Source organism: Microcystis sp. M179S2 (assembly GCF_020245805.1).
GTDB lineage: Bacteria > Cyanobacteriota > Cyanobacteriia > Cyanobacteriales > Microcystaceae > Microcystis > Microcystis aeruginosa.
Genome location: NZ_JADBUE010000076.1, coordinates 1 through 20,659, shown reverse-complemented (window position 1 = coordinate 20,659; position 20,659 = coordinate 1). Strand labels below are relative to the sequence as shown.

Genomic DNA, 20,659 nt, shown 5'->3' with positions numbered 1-20,659 from the left:
ACAAAAAAGACCGATCAAGCTAGACTCGTAAAAAGATCACTCCATCTAGAAGGCTTACCCTAGACTGGAAAGAACGTCGGAAAAATCTCGTCAGAAATAGGAGTCAATCGAGTTTATGCCAGAGCTTGCTGTACCATTAGAGCTTGATTTCACCAGCGAAACCTATAAATCAGCCTATAGTCGCATTAATGCCATCGTTATTGAAGGCGAATACGAGGCCAATAGCAATTATATTCAATTAGCAGACATCCTCGCCGATAACAAAGAAGAGTTACACCGTCTGGCAAAAATGGAAAACCGTCACATGAAAGGTTTTCAAGCTTGCGGCCAAAATTTGAAAATCACTCCTGATATGGATTATGCCAGAGAATTCTTTGCCTCTCTGCACGATAACTTCCAAATTGCCTACGCAGAAGGTAAAGTTGTCACCTGTTTATTAATCCAATCTTTGATTATCGAAGCTTTCGCGATCGCTGCCTATAATATTTATATTCCTGTTGCTGATCCTTTTGCCCGTAAAATTACTGAAGGCGTAGTTAAAGACGAATATTTACATCTCAATTTTGGCGAAGAATGGCTAAAAGCGAACTTTGAAACCGCTAAAGAGGAATTAGAAGCGGCAAATCGCGCTAATCTGCCCATTGTCTGGAGAATGCTCAATCAAGTCGAGGATGATGCTCGCGTCCTCGGGATGGAAAAAGAGGCCCTCGTGGAAGACTTTATGATTAGCTACGGGGAAGCTTTAAGCAATATCGGTTTCAGCACCCGTGATATCATGCGGATGTCTGCCTACGGATTAACTGCTGTCTAAAGCTTGAGCATCGAGATTTCTTTTTTTCCCCTGCTGCCGCTCAACACAGAGCGGCTCTTTTGTGTATTATATTTAAGAGTCTTAACGATTTCTTAGCAATATCCTAATTTTTATCTAGTGCCATCTAGTTTAACGAAAGAACAATCAATGTTTGGTCTTATAGGTCATCTTACCAGTTTAGAACACGCCCAATCGGTCGCCGACGATCTAGGTTATCCTGAATATGCTAACCAGGGATTAGATTTTTGGTGCGCTGCCCCCCCGCAAATTGTCGATGATTTTCATGTCACCAGCATCACGGGGCAAACCATCAGAGGAAAATATATCGAATCCTGTTTTTTACCGGAGATGTTGTCGAATCGTTGGGTAAAGTCTGCTATTCGTAAGGTGCTAAATGCCATGGCACTCGCTCAAAAAAGTGATATCAACATCACCGCACTCGGTGGTTTTTCTTCAATTATTTTCGAGGAATTTAATCTCAAAGATAATCGACAGGTGCGGAATATCGAGCTAGATTTTGGCCGTTTCACCACCGGTAACACCCACACCGCTTACGTCATCTGCACTCAAGTAGAAACCCTCGCTGAAAAAATGGGCATCGATTTAGCTCAATCTACCGTCGTGGTTTGCGGGGCAACTGGAGATATCGGCAGCGCCGTTTGTCGTTGGTTAAATGAAAAAACCGATACAAAAGAACTAATATGTGTGGCACGCAATCAAGAGCGTTTACAATCTCTGCAAGAGGAGTTAGGACGCGGTAAAATTCTCCCCCTAGAGGAGGCTTTACCCCTGGCTGATATCATTGTTTGGGTGGCTAGTCTGCCTAAAGGGGTGGAAATTGATCCAGATAAACTCAAGCGCCCCTGCATTATTATTGATGGTGGTTATCCGAAAAATTTAGGCACGGTGTTAAATGCCCCCGATATTTCGGTGATTAAGGGCGGCATTGTCGAGCATTCCCTCGATATTGACTGGAAAATTATGAAAATCGTCAATATGGATATTCCCTCTCGTCAAATGTTTGCCTGTTTTGCCGAGGCGATTTTATTAGAGTTGGAGGGTTGGCAAACTAATTTTTCCTGGGGACGCAATCAAATTACCGTCCCTAAAATGGAACAAATCGGCGCAGCTTCCCGCAAACACGGGTTTCAACCTTTGTTATTTTAATTAATATCCCCAACCCCCCCCCCACCGACCACGGAATTAGAAGTTTTAGGCGACAAATAATTAGGAGTGAGTGCTTGACTTTGCCGGCGGCTTGGGTTATGATTGTCTTATAATGGGATGTTTGTGTTTATCGCAGACTGCTTAGATTCCCATTATGAATAAACTCTTTTAAAAATATTATCCCAAAATCTGCCGACAAAAGCAAGCAAAATTTTGCCATCAATTGTTAAGTTTTGTTAAGAAAAATGGCAAGAGTGGCAAGGAAGAGAACTTCCTTAGCTGATCAGTCCGATATCCTTGATAGTTTCTCATGACTTTTGGGGGAATTATAGAAGTGTGGGCCTGATTTTTAGCCTTCTAGCAAAGACGACAAAACCACTAAACCCTATGAAAACTTGGTTAGAAGATCGCGGTATTTTACCCGCTTACGGTGGTGGGGTAATCATTGGCATTACCCTGTGTTTTTTCGGAGCTGCGACCAATACCATGGCGGGATGGTTGTATGCTATCTGTGGCACGACGATCGCTGTTTTAATTTTATCGATAATTTTACCCCGTCGTTCCCTTCTTCCCCTGAAAGTGCGTCGTCTTGCCATTGTACCCGTAAGTGCGGGAGACGATCTTAGTATTAGCCTAGAGATAGAAAATACTAGCAATCAGCCGATAAATCTGTTAGAAGTGACAGATATCCTGCCTATAGTTCTCGATCAGCCAAAAATAACCCCAATAGAAGTGATTGCCTCCAAAAGTTGCCATCGTTGGACTTATTATTTACCCACCAGTAAACGGGGTATTTATCACTGGCAAGAAGTACAATTAAGAACAGCAGCCCCTCTCGGTTTATTTTGGTGTCGTCGTTGTCAGCAAGCAGCGGCTAAAGCTTTAGTTTATCCCCAAATTTTACCCTTACAACAATGTCCCCTGATCGATTCCCTTGGTCAAGAGATGGAACAAAAATTAGAAAATAATCGCTATTATCAAAGGGCTAGTCAAGGACTTACTCGTAACCTGAGACAATATCGCCGGGGTGATTCTACCCGTTTAATTCACTGGAAAACTAGCGCCCGTCTGGGAGAATTTCAAATTCGGGAATTAGAAGTGTTAACGGGAGGACAGGAAGTGATTATCTGTCTGGATACCCTCTGTGATTGGCAAGAAGACAGTTTTGAACGGGCGATTATTGCCGCTGCTTCCCTCTATTTTTATGCCCATCGTCGGCAATTAAATGTGAAACTCTGGACGGGTGAAACGGGTTTAATTCACGGGGAGAGGATCATTTTAGAAACTTTAGCCGGTATAGAGGCAAAAGCTAGTCAAAAAAATGCCAATCTGCCTAATTTACCTGTAATTTGGTTGACAAGTAACTTCAATTCCATCGAACAACTCACCCCCGGCAGCCGTTGGTTATTTTTCCTCGCTGCCGATTCTAGGGAGAGTCCTTCACTCTTAATCCGACAGTTTAGCGGATTGGCGATCGAACCGGAAACTTCTCTACAACAACAATTGCAAAAACCGCCTCGTTGAGGAAATTTCCGTTCACAGTCTAGATTGAGAGGAAATTCTCCGGAAAAAAATACCGGTATCCCCGAAAAAGATGTTATGATAAAAAAGACTCGGACTCATGCGATCGCAACGCCTTAACCTTGTCAGGACCGGAAGGTAGCAGCAATACGGGATGCTTGTGACTGGCGTGATCTCCGGGTCTTTTTGTTGCCTGTGACGGTCGCTGTTGTGAACGCTTTCAAAACTTTTCGATCGCTTACTGCCGAAACTCGTCGTCAATTACTCATCCTCTTCGTCACGGCGCTGTTTTTCTGGATAAGTATCACCACTCTCGTCCCCACTCTCCCCACCTATATTGACTCCCTAGGCGGTAGCAAACAAGATATCGGTTTTGTCATGGGGTCTTTTGCCATCGGTTTAATTTTGTCGCGCAGTTGGTTAGGCAATCTAGTTGATCGCCGCAGTCGCAAATTAGTGGTTTTATTTGGAACTATTGTCGCCGCTACCGCACCCCTCGGTTATCTATTTTTTCGCGATCTTTCCTCTTTATTCGCCGTCCGCGCCTACCATGGCCTCAGTATCGCTGCTTTTACCACTGGTTACAGTACCCTAGTGGTGGATTTTTCCCCCGTTCGTCAACGGGGAGAGATAATTGGTTATATGAGCTTAACTGCACCCATAGGCATGGGAATCGGTCCAGCTTTAGGCAGTTATCTCTACGAATCGATCGGTTATAACGGTTTATTTCTAGTTTCCGCCGCTTCAGGAGCGATCGCCTTTCTCTTGGGTTTCTCCATTCAAGAACCGGACTTCAAGAAAAAATTAGCCCAAATGAAGGCAGAAAATCAGACAATCGAGCGCAGTTTTTGGGCATTATGTCAAGAGCGAGCTTTTTTAGTCCCTACCTTAGTTTTTCTATTGGTCGGTACTTTATTCGGCGGTTTAGTCGCTTTTTTACCCCTGTTTCTCCTCGAAAATCAGATTCCTGTCAGTGCTGGTCTATTCTACAGCTGTGCGGCAGTATCGGGGGTAATCGGACGGATTTTGTCGGGAGGAGCCAGCGATCGCTATGGACGGGGTTTATTCATCACTATTAGCGTTTTTTGCTATGGTTTATCCATGTTGATTCTATCTTCTGCCCGATCTCCTTCCGATTTAATTTTAGCCGCTATCCTCGAAGGTACGGGAGGGGGGATTTTATTCCCTATGTTACTGGCTTTAATCTCCGATCGCTCTGGGCCCCAAGAACGCGGCCGGGCCTATTCTATCTGTATCGGCGGTTTTGATGTGGGAACAGCCTTAGCCGGTCCAATTCTGGGGGTTTTAGCAATTTCCTACAAAACTATGTTTAGTTTATCGTCAGGATTAGCTGTTATCGCTCTCTTTCTCTTTTTTACTCTCTCTAACCCCACCATACGCCATTCTTTTCTCTTCGCTTTTGGTTTAGAAAAAGATCGTTATGCTCTGCGCGGACAATTACAATAAAGCTTACTGAAAAAGTTTTTCCTAGGGCAGGGTTATTTAATAGGTTTGAGGTGGAAAATTATCGGGAATATCTAATTCAAATACTTGGTCATGAATCTGAGCCACATAAAGCCCTTCTTGCAGAATTTTTTCGCGTAATTCTGGGGATAAATCCACCGCCGCTAATATGCCATAGAGTTTTTTATCTTTGTGTTCAGGAAAAAAGCGGCGAAACCGTTGCAAAATACTTTTTAATTGTGTAATATCTTCCTGTCTAACATGACTTTTAACCTCAACGATATAAGCAGTATTTAGCTCACCATTGCTATAGGCAAGAACATCAATTTCTAGGTGTTGTCCTTCTTTACTGGCGCGCACACTGGGACTAACAACTTCCATACCAAAGCGTTGTCTGAGAATCGTTTCCATTGAGGGAAGGGCAAGTCCTTCGGTAAAGCTGCCGAATTTGGCACCGAGTCCCCCAATTTGTTTGCCCAGTTCTTTGAGTTGTTTGTCAGTTTCCTTCTGTTGTTGGGCGTTTTCCTTCTGTTGTTGACTAACTTCCTTCAATAGTAGTTCAGTCTCCTTCTGTTGTTGACTAACTTCCTTGAGTTGTTTGTCAGTTTCCTTGAGTTGTCGGTCAGTTTCTTTTTGAGCGGTAGTTAATTCGGCTAAGAGTCGCCATACGTCTTCGGATGTAGTTGCCATAGATAATTTTTTCCTTCTGCTCTGGTCTATTGCTATTTTAGTCAATTGCGCCGATACTTCCTAATTTTTAACCCGCAATGATGTCTTTTTTGTCCAGTACATCTTATCCCATTTTAAGCGAACACTACCGTGCGATTAGCGTAAACCAAAATGCGATTTTGCAAGTGTAAACGTACCGCTCGCGCTAACACCCCCCTTTCTAAATCCTTACCTTGACGAATTAAATCTCCTACGGTATCGCGATGGCTAACTCTGACCACATCCTGCTCGATAATTGGCCCCTGATCGAGATCGGCAGTGATATAATGGGCGGTGGCTCCAATAATTTTTACCCCTCGATCGTAGGCCCGTTGATAGGGATTAGCTCCGGCAAAAGCCGGTAAAAAAGAATGATGAATATTGATAATATTGGGGAAAAAGTTAATAAAATCTGGAGTGAGAACCTGCATATATTTAGCTAAAATCACTAAATCTATCCGGTATTCCCGCAGTAACTCTAATTGTCTGGCTTCCTGTTCAATCTTGGTTTCGGCGGTAATGGGAATATGATGAAACTCAATACCGAATTGATTGGCAACTGAGTGTAATTCTGGATGATTGCTAATAATTAAAGGAATTTCTGCCCTAATTTCTCCCCCGTGTTGTCGCCATAATAAATCGAGGAGACAATGATCCTGTTTTGTCACCCAAATAGCTAGACGCGGGACAGTATCGGAAAAATGTAAGGACCAACTAGCCTGCAAAGGTTTGGCAATAGCGGCGAAAGCTGGTTCGATCATCCCACGGGGTAAATTAAACCCTTCTAATTGCCATTCTATCCGCATCAGAAACAATCCCGCCGAAAAATCCGTGTGTTGGTCAGCGTGGATAATATTGCCGCCATTAGCATAGATAAAATTAGCGATTTTCGCCACCAGACCAATCTGGTCGGGACAAGAAATTAACAAGGTTGCAGTGGTACCAGTCATAAATTATCGGTGGCAAGAATTGACTTTTCTATCCCCTAATGTATGGCCTTTCTCGTCAAGGTAAAGTATAAATTGAACCTTGCCGAAGTAAAGATTTCAGTCGCAAAAACGTACCCCATCTATCGGAGAACGGCTGTAGGACAATTTTAGACAAGCTAAGAGGCATTACCGTTCCGCAGTTCCGGCGTTTCCCTATGCCCATAGACCAATTTAGATGCGCGGGCAGCCTACCCAGTCTCTTTTTTGCACAAAAAAGAGCATTTGTCAATAGCGATCACCGATTAAATTTCTGGTTAAACTGATACAGTATTCTCTTGCTCAGAAGTGGCAAAATGCCGCTCGATCAGGGAGGGGACATCTTGGGGAGCTACCTGATTATAATGCTTTTTATCGGGCATAACCACCAGATTCGGCCCTTTTTTGCACTGTTTTAAACAGCCAGTTAATTTAATATTCACCGCTTCTCCCAGTCCTTTTTCCTCTAAATCACTCTCTAACCTTTGGCAGACTCTCGCACCGCCATTTTTCCAACAATCGGACTTCTGACAGATTAAGACGGTGGCTTTTTTAGCTTTTACTGGGGCCACTTCTGGGGTTTTTTCGCCAGATAAATGCTCGATCCCTAGTACCCTCAGTTTTAATTTTCCCTTTTTTGAACAAAGACTACTTTCTCCCGTCACTTTTAGCCATGATTGGAGAGCAATATTGAGAGGTATGTGGTCTCGCAGTGTTTTTTCGGGCTTAAACCAATATTCTCGTTTATCAACACTGATTCTCAGGTATTTTACCTTATATCCGTCCTTGAGGACAAAACCGAGGAATTGACCGACCACTTGAAAGGGAACCATGGTAGTTGTAGATTTTGACATACTTTCTCACTTTTTACTCTCAGATTGCTAATTTTTCTCAAGGATTATGCCTGCCAACAGGTTTCCAGCCAATCGATTAAACAGCCTCGGGAAGCCTCTACCTGTCGCAGGACAATCCACAGCTGTAAAAGTTGAGCGGGGCTATCGATGCGAACCTGCAAAAGCTTATGGAGCGAGCATTTATCTTCAATGTCCAGGGTCTGCAGCCGGTGGTAGAGCTGCCAGCGCTCCCAAGCACTAAGAGGGAAGATTTTCTCACCTTCCGATGGCAATTTGTCTATACTCATGGGGCTTTTAATTGAGAACTATTAGCAATATAACTCTAGGCTGATGTTCTCAGTATAACCGACAACTGCAAATAATTATCAATAACCTGAAGAAAAAAAGTTACCCGGTAGCGGCGATCGGCTAAAATCTTGCTATTGTTGCCTTGTCCGCTTTGCCGATCCCAGAATCGCTACCGCCTAGAATTGTCAAAGAGATAAAAATGGAGATAACAAGATTTATTGACGAAAATTATGGATAAAAAAGCTCAAAAAACCGATAATTCAGCAATTCTCTATTTTGATGGTGGTTCTCGCGGCAATCCGGGGAGAGCAGCCGGTGCAGCGGTAATAGTTTTAGCCGAGGGTAATTCCTTGACCACGACTAGATATATGGAGAGAGCCACTAATAACGAGGCCGAATACACGGGATTGATTATTGGATTGGAAAAAGCCCAAGAATTAGGCTTAAAAAGCCTAGAAATTCGCGGAGACAGTCAATTAGTCATCAATCAAGTTAAGGGAGACTGGAAGGTAAAAAGCGATAGTTTACGTCCCTTTTATCAGCGTGCTTGTCAATTAGTTGCCCGATTCGATCGCATTAGCTGGCGCTGGATTGAACGAGCTAAAAATAGTTTGGCTGACGCTGCTGCCAATCATTGTCTGGATGCGGCGAAAAAATCGCCAGAAAAACCAAAGGAAGGCGAAACTAATCTCGATATTCTGCTCCAATCCCTGAAACCAGTCCTAAATACCGAAGAATTCGTTTTTTCTTCCCTAACAGCAACAGGACTAGAACAGCTACAATTAACCCCTATCTGCCAATTTCAGGAAGAGGAAGGCATAACGGTGATTATTCCCCGTCAGCAAGCCGATCACAAGAATTTGCAGTACAAATATATTTATAGACAAATTACTCTTTCTGTGCATTCTAGTTTAGCGGCGGTGGGATTTTTAGCGGTAATTAGCGAGAAACTGGCCGCAGCAGCAATTAGCGTCAATGTCATTTCTGGTTATTATCACGATCATTTATTTATCCCTAGGGATAGGGTGACAGAAGCGATGGCTATTCTCGAAGAAATTAGCCGCTCATAACAGTTATCAGTTATCAGTTATCAGTTATCAGTTAGCAGATGTGAGTTTTCAATTCACTCATTACTGTTTACTGTTTACTGTTCACTGAAAAAACAGGATTTATTATTATTTGCCCTCCTCTGAGGAATTTTTCACCGTTTCTTCTAGGAAAACTACTGGTTCTTTTTCCCGCTGCTGCGAGCGGATGATATCGATAGTACTTTTCAGCACACTAGCGATGGGAACTGCTATCAATAAACCGAGAATTCCTGCCACTTTGCCACCGATAAAAAGAGATAGAATAATCCAGACGGGATTAAGTCCGATCATACCTCCCATTAACCGAGGGGCGATGACATTATCATTAATTTGACCGACAATAATGGTCAGGGTCAAAACTTTTAATCCTAACCAAAAGTCTTGAAACATCAGTAGGGTACTAATGCCAATAATGGTGAAGGCACTGGCAAAAGGAATTAATGTAGTTAGACCGATCGCCACACCGAATAATAGGGCATAATCAACCTTGAGAATCACAAAAACAAAAATTTGAGCAAGGCTGAGAATTCCCGCTAAAATGGTTTGACCGGCAAAATAGGTTTCAAAAGTTTGACGAATAATCGTTCTTAATTTGAGATTCCAGGGAGCAGGAATCCAGCTAAAAATTCCCTCCCAAATTTGTTCGCCATAGAGAACAAGAAAGACGGTTAGAACCAGAACAAATAGAATGTTTAAGATACTGTTGATAGTTCCTAGCACAAAGCTCAGTAATTGAGTGCTAAGAGTTTGTAAAACATTGGTTAGTCGTTCCGATAACTGGGTGATTGATTGCTCGATATAAATCGCATATTTCTGAGTTTTATCCCACTTTTCTAAATTTTGTATCTGTTCGGTTCCCGACTCGATCCACTGGGGCAAACTATTGATTAAACTGCTTAATTGTTCGACAATCTGGGGAATTAAAATTAAACCTAAAACAATCAAAATTAATAGGGCAATTAAAAAGACAATAGCGATCGAACCACTGCGATTAACCCCGCGTCTTTGCAGCAGTTTGATGGGAACATCTAAGACAAAAGCTAGTAAACTAGCAGTGACAAAAATACTGACTAAGGGTTCTAGATAGCTAAATAATTGGAATAATAACCAACCATTGAGAAATAAGAGCGGAAAAACTAGACTTAGCCGCAACCAACGAGGTAGTTGCTTAAAAAGCTCTATCATATAACTAATTTTGTCCTGAGAGAGTATCGAGGTAAAAAGAGACTTTTCTAACCAGAAATCCTCTTTCAATCTAGCATCTCCTCGTTACTTTTCTGGTCTAAGCAACCCTGAAACTCTTATCCTAACCTTATGGAGCTAAGCGGATTCGAACCGCTGACCCCCTCAATGCCATTGAGGTGCTCTACCAACTGAGCTATAACCCCGCGAAGACCATTTTTGAATATAGCTTAAATAGAATTATTTTGTCAAGGGGTGACGAGAAAAAAATTTGTCACTGTCAAGGCGATCGCTGATAAGACAATGGTGAAACAATCGCCCCCATTTAGACAGGAGCCGAAATTTGGGTTAAATAGGTTAAACAGTGACCCATGAGGAAATAAACTACTAACATAGCTGCTGCCGCTGCTGCCACTAAGGTTCCCGCCAGCATCAAGGAAAACTCTTGCTTGTCGAACGCTTGCTGCATCAGATGCAATGACCAAGCCACAAGACCGAGGTCAAAGATGAGAATCGGAACTAACATATTTTAAATTTTGTTAACTTTCATCTATTCTAATACATAATTTTCCCCAGGGATAATCGGACTGAAGTTAAAAACAGGGATTTTTTGCCAGTTTCTCGATCGGGGCTGTCAGCCGTCGGCCGTTAGCTTTCAGTAATAGGTCTAAACCTTGCTCTTCTTGGGTTGCAGCCTGAAGAAATCCTTTGCCAGGAAAACCGACTCAATCACTAGATTAAGTTCTGCAAATCTTGCTCTCATTTTCCCTGGCTAACGCACGGGTACTTGTTGATTTTGCAGATAATTTTTGACCTCAGCGATGGTTAATTGACCATAATGGAGCAAAGAAGCCAATAAAGCCGCTTCTGCCCGCCCTTCCGTCAATGCTTCGTAGATATGCTGACAATTACCCGCTCCTCCCGAAGCAATCACAGGAATCTCCACCCTTTCAGCGATCGCTTTTGTCAAGGCCAGATCGTAACCCGCTTGCGTGCCGTCAGCATCCATACTGGTAACTAACAACTCACCCGCCCCGCGTTTTTCCACTTCTTGCGCCCATAATAAAGCATCAATACCCGTATTTTCGCGTCCACCCCGAACATAAACCTCCCAACCGGGGTTATGCCCATCCTTACGTCGTCTAGCATCGATCGCCACCACAATACACTGTTGACCAAAGCGATCGCTGGCTCGATCGAGCAATTCCGGCTCGCGCACGGCAGCCGAGTTAATGCTGACTTTATCAGCCCCGGCTCTTAACAAATTTTTAATATTTTCTAAGGATTGGATACCGCCACCCACTGTCAGAGGAATAAAAACCTGTTCCGCCGTACGATAGACTACATCAATAATCGTGTCGCGATCTTCATGGGTAGCAGTAATATCGAGAAAAACCAACTCATCGGCCCCTGCCTGATTATACAAGCGGGCTAACTCCACGGGGTCGCCAGCATCCTGAAGATTGACAAAATTAACCCCTTTAACTACCCGACCTTTATTGACATCCAAACAAGGCAAAATCCGCTTCGCTAACATATCCTAGACTCTTGATTGTAACAATGGCCATCAAACGATCGCACAATTCCCCCCCGGCTGCCGAGGAAAATCTGCTCACTCCCAATCCCACTATAGAAGAAACGGAAAAAGCAGCAGCGCAGATTCGTCCGCAATCCCTAGAGGATTATATCGGTCAACAGGACTTAAAGGCTAATCTAAAAGTCACCATCGCCGCGGCCAAAGCTAGACAAGAAGCGATCGATCATTTACTCTTCTACGGACCGCCGGGGTTAGGAAAAACCACCATGGCTTTAATTTTAGCGGCCCAGATGGGAGTAAATTGCCGCATTACCGCCGCCCCCGCTTTAGAGCGTCCCCGGGATATTACCGGCATCCTGATCAATCTTCAACCCCGGGATATTCTTTTTATCGACGAAATTCATCGACTGAATCGGGTGACGGAGGAGTTATTATACCCAGCGATGGAGGATTATCGCCTGGATGTGACGATTGGCAAGGGTCAAGCGGCGAAAATTCGCAGTATTTCTTTACCTCCCTTTACTTTAATCGGTGCTACTACCAAAGTTGGCTCTTTAACTTCCCCTTTACGCGATCGTTTTGGACTGATTCAACGTCTGCGTTTCTATACAGTTGAGGAATTGACGGCAATTATTCTCAGAAGTGCTACTATTTTTAATATTCCCATTACTGAAGCGGGTGCGATCGAAATTGCCCGTCGCAGTCGGGGAACTCCACGCATTGCCAATCGTTTATTAAAACGAGTGCGCGACTATGTGCAGGTGAAGGGAGAAACTATGATTAGCCCCCAGTTAGCCGATGAGGGATTAAATCAATTAAATGTCGATTCTATGGGTTTAGATTGGACCGATCGATTAGTATTAAAGACGATGATCCAACAGTTTCAAGGTAAACCCGTGGGATTGGAAGCGGTAGCGGCAGCCACGGGAGAAGATGCCAAGACGATCGAGGAGGTGTACGAGCCTTATTTATTACAAATAGGTTATCTTAATCGTACTCCCCGGGGTCGCGTGGTGACGGCAGCCGCCTACGAACATTTAGGTTTACTGGCGAAATTGCCGAAAAATAAGGATCGGAGTTTACCTTTGTTTGAGTTCTAGTTTTCTAGATAGGGCTGGCTGAATAAATGTGAAATATAGACGAGGTATCGGGTTTGGGGCTTTTTGGCGAAGCAGCTGCAAGATTTTCAAGCTAGTGGCTCAAAAACCTTACATCTTGATCGGCGATCGCGTCCTGTAGGGGCGAAGCATTCGGACAATAACCTATCGCTGAAACCGTAGATTTTCTATCCGAATGCTTCGCCCCTACTTTTTCAGCCAACCCTAGATAGGGCTGGCTGAATAAATCTAAAAACCTTGTTGGATTAAGACTTTTTCCGGGGGAAAATTCACACCCTACATCCAACACCCCACGCCCCACGCCCTGCTCCTGGTAACAACTTTTTGCCGCAAACCCTAATTACCTGGGTTTCAGCTTATCTGTGTCTTTAAATACTTGGTCGACCGCGTCAAATCACACAAGTCTTTAGATAAAGGTCGTATCATAATGATCGTAGTAAGTTACATTGTTGACATTGCTTGCCGCTTCTAATCTAGACTGTATTGGGATTTGTCAAAGCCAATTGCAATAGTGAGCTTTTATAGTCAATATTTTTTAAGTCTGTTAGCGCCCTATGTCTGTCCTAAATAAAGAAAATCTTAAACTGGAAACTCTTACCCTGTTTCAAAAATACCAAAAAACGGGAGATAATAAGTTACGGGATCAAATTATGGAGTTAAACCTAGGATTAGTCAGAAGGGAAGCTCATCATTGGGTTAATCAATGCCATGAAAATTACGAAGATTTAGTGCAGGTTGGCTGTATGGGGCTAATTCGGGCGATCAATCGTTTTGATAGCAGCAAAGGTCATGCTTTTAGCTCCTTCGCCATTCCCTATATTCGCGGCGAAATTCAACACCATCTGCGCGATAAAGGTTATACAGTTCGTATTCCTCGTCGTTGGTTAGATTTAGGCAGACAAGCGACAAATGTGCGTCGGGATTTCCAGTCCCTCTACAATCGTCAACCCAATGATACGGAAATCTCCCGCGCTTTAAATATTTCCCTCGAAGAATGGCAAGAGGTAAAACTGGCTTTCCAAAATCGTGAACCTCTTAGTCTCGATGCGACGGTTAATAACGATGAAGATAATAATACTTGTTTAAAAGACATCGTTCCCGATCCCCGTTATCGCAGCTTTCAACTTTGTCAAGAGGATCGCATTCGTTTACAACAGGCACTGGCTCAATTAGAAGACAAAACCCGTCATATTCTCGAATTTGTCTTCCTTAAGGATCTTACTCAACGGGAAACCGCCGAACAATTAGGCATTAGTGTTGTTACCGTCTCCCGTCGGGTGAAAAAGGGTTTAGAAATGCTCAAGGAAACCATGCTCCAGGAAGTATTTTAGACCAATTATCGGTTATCATCAGTAGTTGTGCAAAATTAATTTCCTGGTTGAGACTCCCAGACTCCGAGACTCCGAGACAGCTATCAGGGATCGGATTTGAGTTTTCATACCAAATCCGTTTTTAATAGCATCATTAACTCCCAATCCAACTTTAAAAACTCAGTTATGGATTTTTTCCCCCGCTCCCCGCTTATCTTTGCTGCAATAGCAAGTAATTTAAAACCCCAGCTAAATATTCATACTGCTCGATCGAATTATAGTAGTGAGCAGAAATCCTCACAATTAATGATGCTTCTCCCCAGGGAATTATCGGCACTTCAATCTGATATTTTTCCCACAGTTGCCTAGATAAATCTTCTGCTGCCCAAGCATAACTAGGAATCAGAATTGAAGACATTGATCCGATCATTGATTCTGGACAGGGATAATTGACCTCTAAGGCATGACAAAGCAAATTTCTGGCTTTTAAAACCAAATTACGATTCCTCGCCATCAGACCCAGTAAACCATCAATAGAGAGAGAATTTAAAAACTCGATCGCTTTTGGCACTGATAAATAAGCGGTGGGATCATCGGTTCCCATCCAAGCAAATTCTAACTGAAAACGGGAGCGATCTTGTCGAGGGGAATTCGCTCCATGGCTAATAGTTAAAGGTCGAATTATTGCCTGTTTATCCCCGCGCACATAGAGAAAAGCAGCCCCCTTGGGACTACATAACCACTTATGACAATTAGCAGTATAATAGGTGGGATTAATTGCCCCGATATTAAGGGGTAAAAAACCTAAAGCATGAGCGCCATCGATGAGAGTATCAATGCCCCGATTATTTAATTCTTGCACAATTTCTGCGATTGGCCAAATTAGGGTCGTGGGACTGGTGACATGATCTAAAACTACTAATTTTGTCCGGGGAGAAACTGATGCTAAAATTGCTTGACTAATTTCTAAAGGGGACTGCACGGGAAAGGGAATTTTAGCGATAATTACCTTTAAACCCCATCTTTTAGCTATATGTTTAACTGCATTAGCACAAGCATTATAGGTCTGATCGGTGATCAGAATTTCCTCATTTTCCTGAAAAATTAAGGAATTTAATACCGCATTCACTGCTGTGGTTGCATTGGGAACAAAGACTAAATCATCGCTATTGACACCGACTAAATCTGCTAATTTTTGCCTAGCAATATCTAATAAACCCTCTAATTCTCTACCCAAAAATGCTAAAGGTTGCCTTTCCATTCGTTCCCGCAATTGTTGCTGATAATCCAAGACTATTCTAGGGGTTGCACCATAGGAACCATGGTTGAGAAAATAAATATCATCGGGAATTAACCAAGAGTTTTTGGACATATTGAATTAATTTAAAATTATTCAGAACTAGAAAAAATAGCTGAGAAATTACGACGACCACTAATAACTCTAAGAATTTCAATATCTTCTCCTAAGACACGATAAAAAACAATATAGTTTTTTAAGGATAATTCTCTTAAATCCTTAGGGATATAAGCATAGCTTTTACCACTTTGGGGGAATAAAACTAATTGCTGACACTTGCGATTAAATTCTTAAAAAAAAATCTCACCAGCTTCCACATTATTACTAGCAAAGTAATCAGCTATTGTATTCAGATCCTGACTAGCTAGTATATTTATGACATAACGACCCATTTTAGATTAATCTCCCATGGTTTGAAAACGATGGATAATTTCAGTGACAAAAGTTTCTCCATCTATGAGAGGATGATTTTCTGATGCTCCCGATAGCTTTATCTATTTTTTGCCGAATATCTTCTCTCCATTCCGCATCAGTTATTTGTTCGTATTCATCGAGTAACTGCAAAGCAAAGTCGATGACTTCTTGGGGAGATTGATATTTTCCCGTTTTCACTTTCCGTTGGAGATGTCGGTTCATAGGTATTATGACTATCTACTGAGAAAATCAACTTTACCTTAATTTTAAGCTAAATATCGACAAAAAAAGCTCTCCAGGAAAAAGGAGAGAGGAGAGAACGAGTTAGAAAAAATTATTAATGTAACCATCCTTTCAGACGACGCGCGACTTGAGGACGACGCAATTTTCGCATCGCTTTAGTTTGAATTTGACGTACTCGTTCCCGAGATAAATTGAACATTCCCCCCACTTCCTCTAGGGTATAGGGTTGACTGGTAGCTAAACCATAACGGAGGGAGATAACATCTTTTTCCCGTTCCGTGAGAACATCACTTAAAACTGCGAAAATTTCTTGACGCATCATCATCTCATTCATTTTATCTTCGGGAAGTTGTAGATCATCATCTTCCAACAGATCCACTAATTCCGTATCTTCTCCTTTCCCTACACGATGATTTAAAGAGAGAGATTGACGACGCAATTGTAATAATTGCCGCAATTGTTCGGGAGTCGTTTCCAACGCTTCCGCAAGTTCCCGTTCATTGGGATTGCGCTGTAAATCTTGCTTGAGAATGCGCTGCGCTTTTTTGAGTTTATTGAGTTTTTCAACAATGTGAATCGGTAAACGAATTGTCCGCGCATCGTTAGCAATGGTGCGGGTGATTGCTTGTCGAATCCACCAATAAGCATAGGTAGAGAATTTATAACCTTTATTGGGATCGAATTTTTCGGCCGCACGGTTGAGTCCGATCGCACCTTCTTGAATTAAATCTAAGAAAGGAACCCCGCGATTTAAATAGCGTTTAGCGATAGAAACCACTAAGCGCAAATTAGAACGAATCATTTTCCGTTTAGCTGTTCGTCCGCGATAAAGACGGTTTTCCAGTTGACGTTCATTATCTAATTGTAAAGCGCTTGCCCATTCCGTTTTCGTCGGGGGACGATGTAAATTTTCTTGTAGTTTTTGGCGCACTTCTTCCGCTTCCATCAGAAACTTAACCGAGTAGGCTAATTCAATTTCTTCTTCCGCATTAAGCAGGGGATAACGCGCCATTTCTTTAAAAAATGCCCCAACAGTATCTTCATTGCTGCCTTTATCGTATCCAGTTCCACTACCCTTACGAGTGGTTTTTAGGGTTTCCGGTAAAGGTTCAGTCAGATCTTCGTCAGTTCTTTCAGCAAAATCCACGCTGTCTAGTTCTAAAGGATTTGTCTCCAGGGCAATGATTTGATTAAAATTATCATCAGAGGCTAGTTTAGAGATTTTCATAAGCAGTTATGGATGGAGTGGGATTATAATAGCAGGGAAAAACTCAATTTCTCCCAATGGGCTGATTGTTACATTGAATTTTCGGGGAGCAGATTTTTTAAACGTTTTCTTAATTAATGGCGGCCATTTCTGGGATACAATTGCGCGATTCTGTGTCGATGGTTACAAATCGCCGAACCAGACAATAAGATTTTCTGGTGAATAGGAGAAGCTTTTTGTGTTTCTACTCATACACTCTAACTAAGGTTTTTGGTATTTGACTAGATAAAGATCACGCTTCTTAACAATCAAGATAGCAGTCAGCTTTTTATGACTATTCTTCGCTTTTTTTATTGAGAACTATTCTCAAGTTTTGACTAACTATGCTTTGATTCAATAGCTAATAGTCAATAATTATCATTAACTTTATCAATGCTTAAGGGTGGCCAAAAATTCTTTTGGGGAGACTGCAAGAGTTAAAAATCAAAATTTGTGGGCAAAAAAGCAATATTTAAACTGTTTTTAGAGAAAATTAGCTATTTTTATTCCCCTCAAGCTTTAAACTATAATTTAAATACCTCATTCTCCCCACTTGCCACTTGCCACTTGCCACTTCCCACTGATAACTGATAACCATGCTCGATCGCTGTGCTACTCTAACTGTAGCGGAACCTCGCACACCTTACCAATTAACCACAACTGGGCAACCGTGGTTAGAGGTTTTGGTCGATCGCCCTTATCCTAGAGATAGTCAAGAGGATCAGCAAATATTAACCTATAGTGTCCCCCCGGATTTAACGGTAGAAATTGGCGATATTTTAAGCGTTCCCTTCGGTTCTCAGGTAATTGGGGGAATTGCTCTTAGATTTCTCGAAAATTTGCCCGCAGGACTAGAAGAAAATCAAATTCGTCCCGTGGAAGATGTGATTGCTAAGGGCTTTTTCCCCGATAATTATTGGCAGTTATTGACGAAAATCGCCCAATACTACGCGACGGATTTAATCACCGTTGTTCGCGTCGCTTTACCTAAGGGTTTACTGCGAAGTTCCCAACGTCGCATCAGATTAAAACCAGAAGCTATTCCCCCCGGTGGGGAAGTTTTTTGTACTCCCCTCTCCCGTCAGATTTTATCCCTGCTCAAGAATCAAAAAGAAGGCGATTATTCGGCGAAATACCTGCAAGAAAAAGTCAAAAATGCTAATTACGGTATTCGAGACTTAGTTAAGCGCGGTTGGGTGGAAAGTTATCTAGAAGCACCCAAAAGTCCCAATATTAAACAAAAAAAAGCCATTACCCTGCTAATAACCGACTTTCCTGCTGATTTAACCGAAAATCAGCGCAAAATTGTCGAAATTTTACGCCACCAGGGTGGAGAAATGTGGCTGCCAGAATTGGCACAACTTGCGGGGACAAAACATTTTAAACCACTAATTGACAAGGGTTATGTGGTGATTGAGGACCGGGAATTTCTGCGCTTATCCTCGGCGATTATGAGCAGGGATCAACCAAAAACACTCACTTCTAGTCAAAAACAAGCCCTAGAAGCCATTCAAACCCTGAAAGGTGGTGAAAGCGTCCTCTTACACGGAGTGACGGGATCGGGTAAAACAGAAGTCTATCTACAGGCGATCGCACCTGTCTTAGCAGCGGGTAAATCTGCCTTGGTTTTAGTCCCCGAAATTGGATTAACACCGCAACTAACCGATCGCTTTGTGGCCCGTTTTGGCGATCGAGTCTATGTTTATCATAGCGCCCTCTCGGAAGGAGAAAGATACGATACCTGGCGACAGATGTTGACAGGAACCCCGCAAGTCATTATCGGGACGCGATCGGCGATTTTTGCCCCTTTACCCCACCTAGGCATGATTATCCTCGATGAAGAACACGATAGCAGCTTTAAACAAACCCAATTACTCCCCACCTATCACGCGCGTACCGTGGCTAAATGGTGCGCTCAATTAAACCATTGTCCCGTAATTTTAGGCTCGGCCACACCATCCCTAGAAACATGGCTAGAATCCCAAGTTAATCCTAGTCTTTACCTATCTTTGCCCGATCGCATCCAAAATCGCCCCTTACCCCGGGTGGAAATCGTCGATATGCGACGGGAATTGCAACGAGGCAATCGTTCCCTGTTTAGTCAATCCCTGCGTTCATCTCTGGAAACCCTGCGCGACAAGGGAGAACAGGCAATTTTATTCGTCAGTCGTCGGGGACATAGTACCTTTGTATCTTGCAGAAGTTGCGGTTATGTGCTGGAATGTCCCCACTGTGATGTCTCTCTCTCCTACCACCACACCGAACCGGGAGCGCAAGAATTACTCCGCTGTCACTACTGCAACTATGGTCGCATTCATCCGAAACAATGTCCTGAATGTGGTTCTCCCTATCTAAAATTTTTCGGTACTGGCACTCAGCGAGTCACCCAAGAATTAAGCAAAGAATTTCCTGATTTGCGCTGCTTGCGTTTTGATAGTGATACCACCCGCAACAAAAATGCTCCCCGGGAACTATTAAAACTATTTACTGATGGTGAATTCGATGTCTTAGTCGGAACCCAAATGCTCACCAAAGGATTAGATATCGAGCGAGTTACCCTAGTGGGAATTATGGCTGCCGATGGTTTACTTTATCACTCCGATTATCGCGCCTCCGAACGCGCTTTTCAAACCCTCACCCAAGTAGCAGGGAGAGCAGGAAGGGGAGAAAGAGAAGGAAAGGTAATTATCCAAACCTATACCCCTGAACATCCCGTGATTAGAGCAGTGCAAACCCACGATTATGAGGGTTTTGTCGAGACGGAATTAATGCACAGAGAGAGTTTAAATTATCCTCCCTACGGCAGTTTAGTCTTAATTCGCTTTAGTGGTTTAGATGGGGAAGCAGTCCAGAAAAGTGCCGAAAATGTCGCAGAGGAATGTGTTAATAATTTGGGTTCCGATTGGGATATTTTGGGACCTGCACCCGCAACAATTATGCGCGTGGCTAACCGTTATCGCTGGCAAATTCTGTTAAAATTATCAGGAGAAAAGGCGGATATCGGTGGTATTTTGCGTCCTTTGAAAAGCTTAGTTTTACCCAAGGTAAGTATGGCGATCGATGTGGACCCCTTAACTATAGAATAATCAAGGTTGAATGAGATGATCGCCATTGCTCACGGATGCAACCAGTTATCTAAATCCGTCAAAGTGTCAAAGTCTAATAAAGCGAGTCCTAAGTCTTCTAAGCGCTCCACAGGAAGTTTACGGATGGTTTCCTCAAGATTCTGCGGTATTTCACCGAAACGTCGTTGAAGAAGTCTAATAACAAGATTGGCTTCTTGAATTCTACCCTGTTCAAGACCCTGCTGTACACCTTGCTGTAGTCCTCTTTTCAGTCCCTCTTGAACCGCTTGTTCCCTATCCTGTTGGTAAAGTGGAGCTAAACGCATAATAAACTCCCTATCCTCCTGTGTTTTTTTCGATAACGCTTCTAAATTTCTACTC

At 42.8% G+C, this 20,659-nt stretch carries 19 protein-coding genes, 1 tRNA gene, 1 other RNA gene and 1 pseudogene; 9 read left to right on the top strand and 13 right to left on the bottom strand.

Going from position 1 to position 20,659, the window contains the following annotated elements; translation table 11 throughout:
* Positions 1 to 115 precede the first annotated feature (115 nt).
* From IM500_RS04275 to IM500_RS04255, 5 genes are all read left to right on the top strand, one after another.
* A complete protein-coding gene (locus tag IM500_RS04275) occupies positions 116 to 811 on the top strand; it encodes an aldehyde oxygenase (deformylating) (protein WP_190720391.1) in 696 nt (231 codons plus the stop codon).
* A 147-nt stretch (positions 812 to 958) separates the two neighbouring features.
* Positions 959 to 1,978, top strand: a complete 1,020-nt coding sequence (locus tag IM500_RS04270; RefSeq protein WP_012267666.1) for a long-chain acyl-[acyl-carrier-protein] reductase — start codon at positions 959 to 961, stop codon at positions 1,976 to 1,978.
* 387 nt (positions 1,979 to 2,365) lie between these two features.
* Positions 2,366 to 3,502, top strand: a complete 1,137-nt coding sequence (locus tag IM500_RS04265; protein WP_190720388.1) for a DUF58 domain-containing protein — start codon at positions 2,366 to 2,368, stop codon at positions 3,500 to 3,502.
* A gap of 86 nt (positions 3,503 to 3,588) precedes the next feature.
* Positions 3,589 to 3,685, top strand: an RNA gene (ffs, locus tag IM500_RS04260) — signal recognition particle sRNA small type.
* Between the two features lie 9 nt (positions 3,686 to 3,694).
* On the top strand, positions 3,695 to 4,966 hold the full coding sequence (locus IM500_RS04255) for an MFS transporter (protein ID WP_287737792.1): 1,272 nt from the start codon (positions 3,695 to 3,697) through the stop codon (positions 4,964 to 4,966).
* A 36-nt stretch (positions 4,967 to 5,002) separates the two neighbouring features.
* Here IM500_RS04255 and IM500_RS04250 read toward each other — a convergent pair whose 3' ends face one another.
* From IM500_RS04250 to IM500_RS24425, 4 genes are all read right to left on the bottom strand, one after another.
* The gene (locus IM500_RS04250) at positions 5,003 to 5,653 is read right to left on the bottom strand and encodes a DUF3782 domain-containing protein (protein WP_190720382.1); all 651 of its coding nucleotides are present in this window, start codon (positions 5,651 to 5,653) and stop codon (positions 5,003 to 5,005) included.
* A 113-nt stretch (positions 5,654 to 5,766) separates the two neighbouring features.
* Entirely contained in the window at positions 5,767 to 6,621 is an 855-nt protein-coding gene (gene purU / locus IM500_RS04245) for a formyltetrahydrofolate deformylase (protein WP_190720378.1), read from the bottom strand.
* Between the two features lie 293 nt (positions 6,622 to 6,914).
* On the bottom strand, positions 6,915 to 7,490 hold the full coding sequence (locus tag IM500_RS04240; protein WP_287737791.1) for a (2Fe-2S) ferredoxin domain-containing protein: 576 nt from the start codon (positions 7,488 to 7,490) through the stop codon (positions 6,915 to 6,917).
* A 44-nt stretch (positions 7,491 to 7,534) separates the two neighbouring features.
* Complete coding sequence (locus IM500_RS24425; RefSeq protein WP_353737891.1) at positions 7,535 to 7,777, bottom strand: Asr1405/Asl0597 family protein; 243 nt, start codon at positions 7,775 to 7,777, stop codon at positions 7,535 to 7,537.
* 231 nt (positions 7,778 to 8,008) lie between these two features.
* Here IM500_RS24425 and IM500_RS04235 point away from each other — a divergent pair, with 231 nt between their 5' ends.
* Positions 8,009 to 8,848: a reverse transcriptase-like protein gene (locus IM500_RS04235; protein ID WP_287737789.1), complete on the top strand. Its 840-nt coding sequence runs from the start codon at positions 8,009 to 8,011 to the stop codon at positions 8,846 to 8,848.
* A gap of 105 nt (positions 8,849 to 8,953) precedes the next feature.
* Here the strand turns inward: IM500_RS04235 and IM500_RS04230 are convergent, their stop codons facing one another.
* From IM500_RS04230 to hisF, 4 genes are all read right to left on the bottom strand, one after another.
* Positions 8,954 to 10,051 (bottom strand): AI-2E family transporter, encoded by a 1,098-nt coding sequence (locus IM500_RS04230; RefSeq protein ID WP_190720428.1) that lies wholly within the window; start codon positions 10,049 to 10,051, stop codon positions 8,954 to 8,956.
* 130 nt (positions 10,052 to 10,181) lie between these two features.
* Positions 10,182 to 10,254: transfer RNA gene (locus IM500_RS04225), tRNA-Ala, on the bottom strand.
* A 119-nt stretch (positions 10,255 to 10,373) separates the two neighbouring features.
* Positions 10,374 to 10,574: a hypothetical protein gene (locus tag IM500_RS04220; RefSeq protein WP_190720369.1), complete on the bottom strand. Its 201-nt coding sequence runs from the start codon at positions 10,572 to 10,574 to the stop codon at positions 10,374 to 10,376.
* 246 nt (positions 10,575 to 10,820) lie between these two features.
* The gene (hisF, locus tag IM500_RS04215; protein ID WP_287737787.1) at positions 10,821 to 11,585 is read right to left on the bottom strand and encodes an imidazole glycerol phosphate synthase subunit HisF; all 765 of its coding nucleotides are present in this window, start codon (positions 11,583 to 11,585) and stop codon (positions 10,821 to 10,823) included.
* Between the two features lie 23 nt (positions 11,586 to 11,608).
* Between hisF and ruvB the strand changes: the two genes are divergently transcribed.
* Together ruvB and IM500_RS04205 are read left to right on the top strand one after the other, a co-directional pair.
* Entirely contained in the window at positions 11,609 to 12,685 is a 1,077-nt protein-coding gene (gene ruvB, locus IM500_RS04210) for a Holliday junction branch migration DNA helicase RuvB (protein ID WP_190720365.1), read from the top strand.
* A 572-nt stretch (positions 12,686 to 13,257) separates the two neighbouring features.
* On the top strand, positions 13,258 to 14,034 hold the full coding sequence (locus IM500_RS04205) for an RNA polymerase sigma factor SigF (protein WP_190720363.1): 777 nt from the start codon (positions 13,258 to 13,260) through the stop codon (positions 14,032 to 14,034).
* 190 nt (positions 14,035 to 14,224) lie between these two features.
* Here IM500_RS04205 and IM500_RS04200 read toward each other — a convergent pair whose 3' ends face one another.
* From IM500_RS04200 to IM500_RS04185, 4 genes and pseudogenes are all read right to left on the bottom strand, one after another.
* A complete protein-coding gene (locus tag IM500_RS04200) occupies positions 14,225 to 15,385 on the bottom strand; it encodes an aminotransferase class V-fold PLP-dependent enzyme (protein WP_287737785.1) in 1,161 nt (386 codons plus the stop codon).
* Positions 15,386 to 15,402: 17 nt separating this feature from the next.
* Positions 15,403 to 15,582, bottom strand: a pseudogene (locus IM500_RS04195) (type II toxin-antitoxin system RelE/ParE family toxin); the annotation flags it as partial.
* A gap of 160 nt (positions 15,583 to 15,742) precedes the next feature.
* On the bottom strand, positions 15,743 to 15,946 hold the full coding sequence (locus tag IM500_RS04190) for a ribbon-helix-helix domain-containing protein (RefSeq protein ID WP_190720357.1): 204 nt from the start codon (positions 15,944 to 15,946) through the stop codon (positions 15,743 to 15,745).
* A 115-nt stretch (positions 15,947 to 16,061) separates the two neighbouring features.
* The gene (locus tag IM500_RS04185) at positions 16,062 to 17,195 is read right to left on the bottom strand and encodes an RNA polymerase sigma factor, RpoD/SigA family (protein ID WP_190720354.1); all 1,134 of its coding nucleotides are present in this window, start codon (positions 17,193 to 17,195) and stop codon (positions 16,062 to 16,064) included.
* Positions 17,196 to 17,809: 614 nt separating this feature from the next.
* On the opposite strand from IM500_RS04185, the gene priA reads away from it, so the two are divergent.
* Positions 17,810 to 20,299, top strand: a complete 2,490-nt coding sequence (gene priA, locus IM500_RS04180) for a primosomal protein N' (protein ID WP_190720350.1) — start codon at positions 17,810 to 17,812, stop codon at positions 20,297 to 20,299.
* 29 nt (positions 20,300 to 20,328) lie between these two features.
* On the opposite strand, the gene IM500_RS04175 is transcribed toward priA, so the two are convergent.
* The coding region (locus tag IM500_RS04175) for a DUF4351 domain-containing protein (protein WP_287737784.1) at positions 20,329 to 20,659 on the bottom strand (331 nt) is incomplete at its 5' end.

What these genes read in the sequence shown, in the direction of transcription:
- IM500_RS04235 (WP_287737789.1), top strand. Translation starts at nt 8,009, where the DNA reads ATGGATAAAAAAGCTCAAAAAACCGATAATTCAGCAATTCTCTATTTT.
- IM500_RS04230 (WP_190720428.1), bottom strand. Translation starts at nt 10,051, where the DNA reads ATGATAGAGCTTTTTAAGCAACTACCTCGTTGGTTGCGGCTAAGTCTA.
- hisF (WP_287737787.1), bottom strand. Translation starts at nt 11,585, where the DNA reads ATGTTAGCGAAGCGGATTTTGCCTTGTTTGGATGTCAATAAAGGTCGG.
- IM500_RS04200 (WP_287737785.1), bottom strand. Translation starts at nt 15,385, where the DNA reads ATGTCCAAAAACTCTTGGTTAATTCCCGATGATATTTATTTTCTCAAC.
- IM500_RS04250 (WP_190720382.1), bottom strand. Translation starts at nt 5,653, where the DNA reads ATGGCAACTACATCCGAAGACGTATGGCGACTCTTAGCCGAATTAACT.
- IM500_RS04220 (WP_190720369.1), bottom strand. Translation starts at nt 10,574, where the DNA reads ATGTTAGTTCCGATTCTCATCTTTGACCTCGGTCTTGTGGCTTGGTCA.
- IM500_RS04275 (WP_190720391.1), top strand. Translation starts at nt 116, where the DNA reads ATGCCAGAGCTTGCTGTACCATTAGAGCTTGATTTCACCAGCGAAACC.
- purU (WP_190720378.1), bottom strand. Translation starts at nt 6,621, where the DNA reads ATGACTGGTACCACTGCAACCTTGTTAATTTCTTGTCCCGACCAGATT.
- ruvB (WP_190720365.1), top strand. Translation starts at nt 11,609, where the DNA reads ATGGCCATCAAACGATCGCACAATTCCCCCCCGGCTGCCGAGGAAAAT.
- IM500_RS04270 (WP_012267666.1), top strand. Translation starts at nt 959, where the DNA reads ATGTTTGGTCTTATAGGTCATCTTACCAGTTTAGAACACGCCCAATCG.
- IM500_RS04240 (WP_287737791.1), bottom strand. Translation starts at nt 7,490, where the DNA reads ATGTCAAAATCTACAACTACCATGGTTCCCTTTCAAGTGGTCGGTCAA.
- IM500_RS04265 (WP_190720388.1), top strand. Translation starts at nt 2,366, where the DNA reads ATGAAAACTTGGTTAGAAGATCGCGGTATTTTACCCGCTTACGGTGGT.
- IM500_RS24425 (WP_353737891.1), bottom strand. Translation starts at nt 7,777, where the DNA reads ATGAGTATAGACAAATTGCCATCGGAAGGTGAGAAAATCTTCCCTCTT.
- IM500_RS04190 (WP_190720357.1), bottom strand. Translation starts at nt 15,946, where the DNA reads ATGAACCGACATCTCCAACGGAAAGTGAAAACGGGAAAATATCAATCT.
- priA (WP_190720350.1), top strand. Translation starts at nt 17,810, where the DNA reads ATGCTCGATCGCTGTGCTACTCTAACTGTAGCGGAACCTCGCACACCT.
- IM500_RS04205 (WP_190720363.1), top strand. Translation starts at nt 13,258, where the DNA reads ATGTCTGTCCTAAATAAAGAAAATCTTAAACTGGAAACTCTTACCCTG.
- IM500_RS04185 (WP_190720354.1), bottom strand. Translation starts at nt 17,195, where the DNA reads ATGAAAATCTCTAAACTAGCCTCTGATGATAATTTTAATCAAATCATT.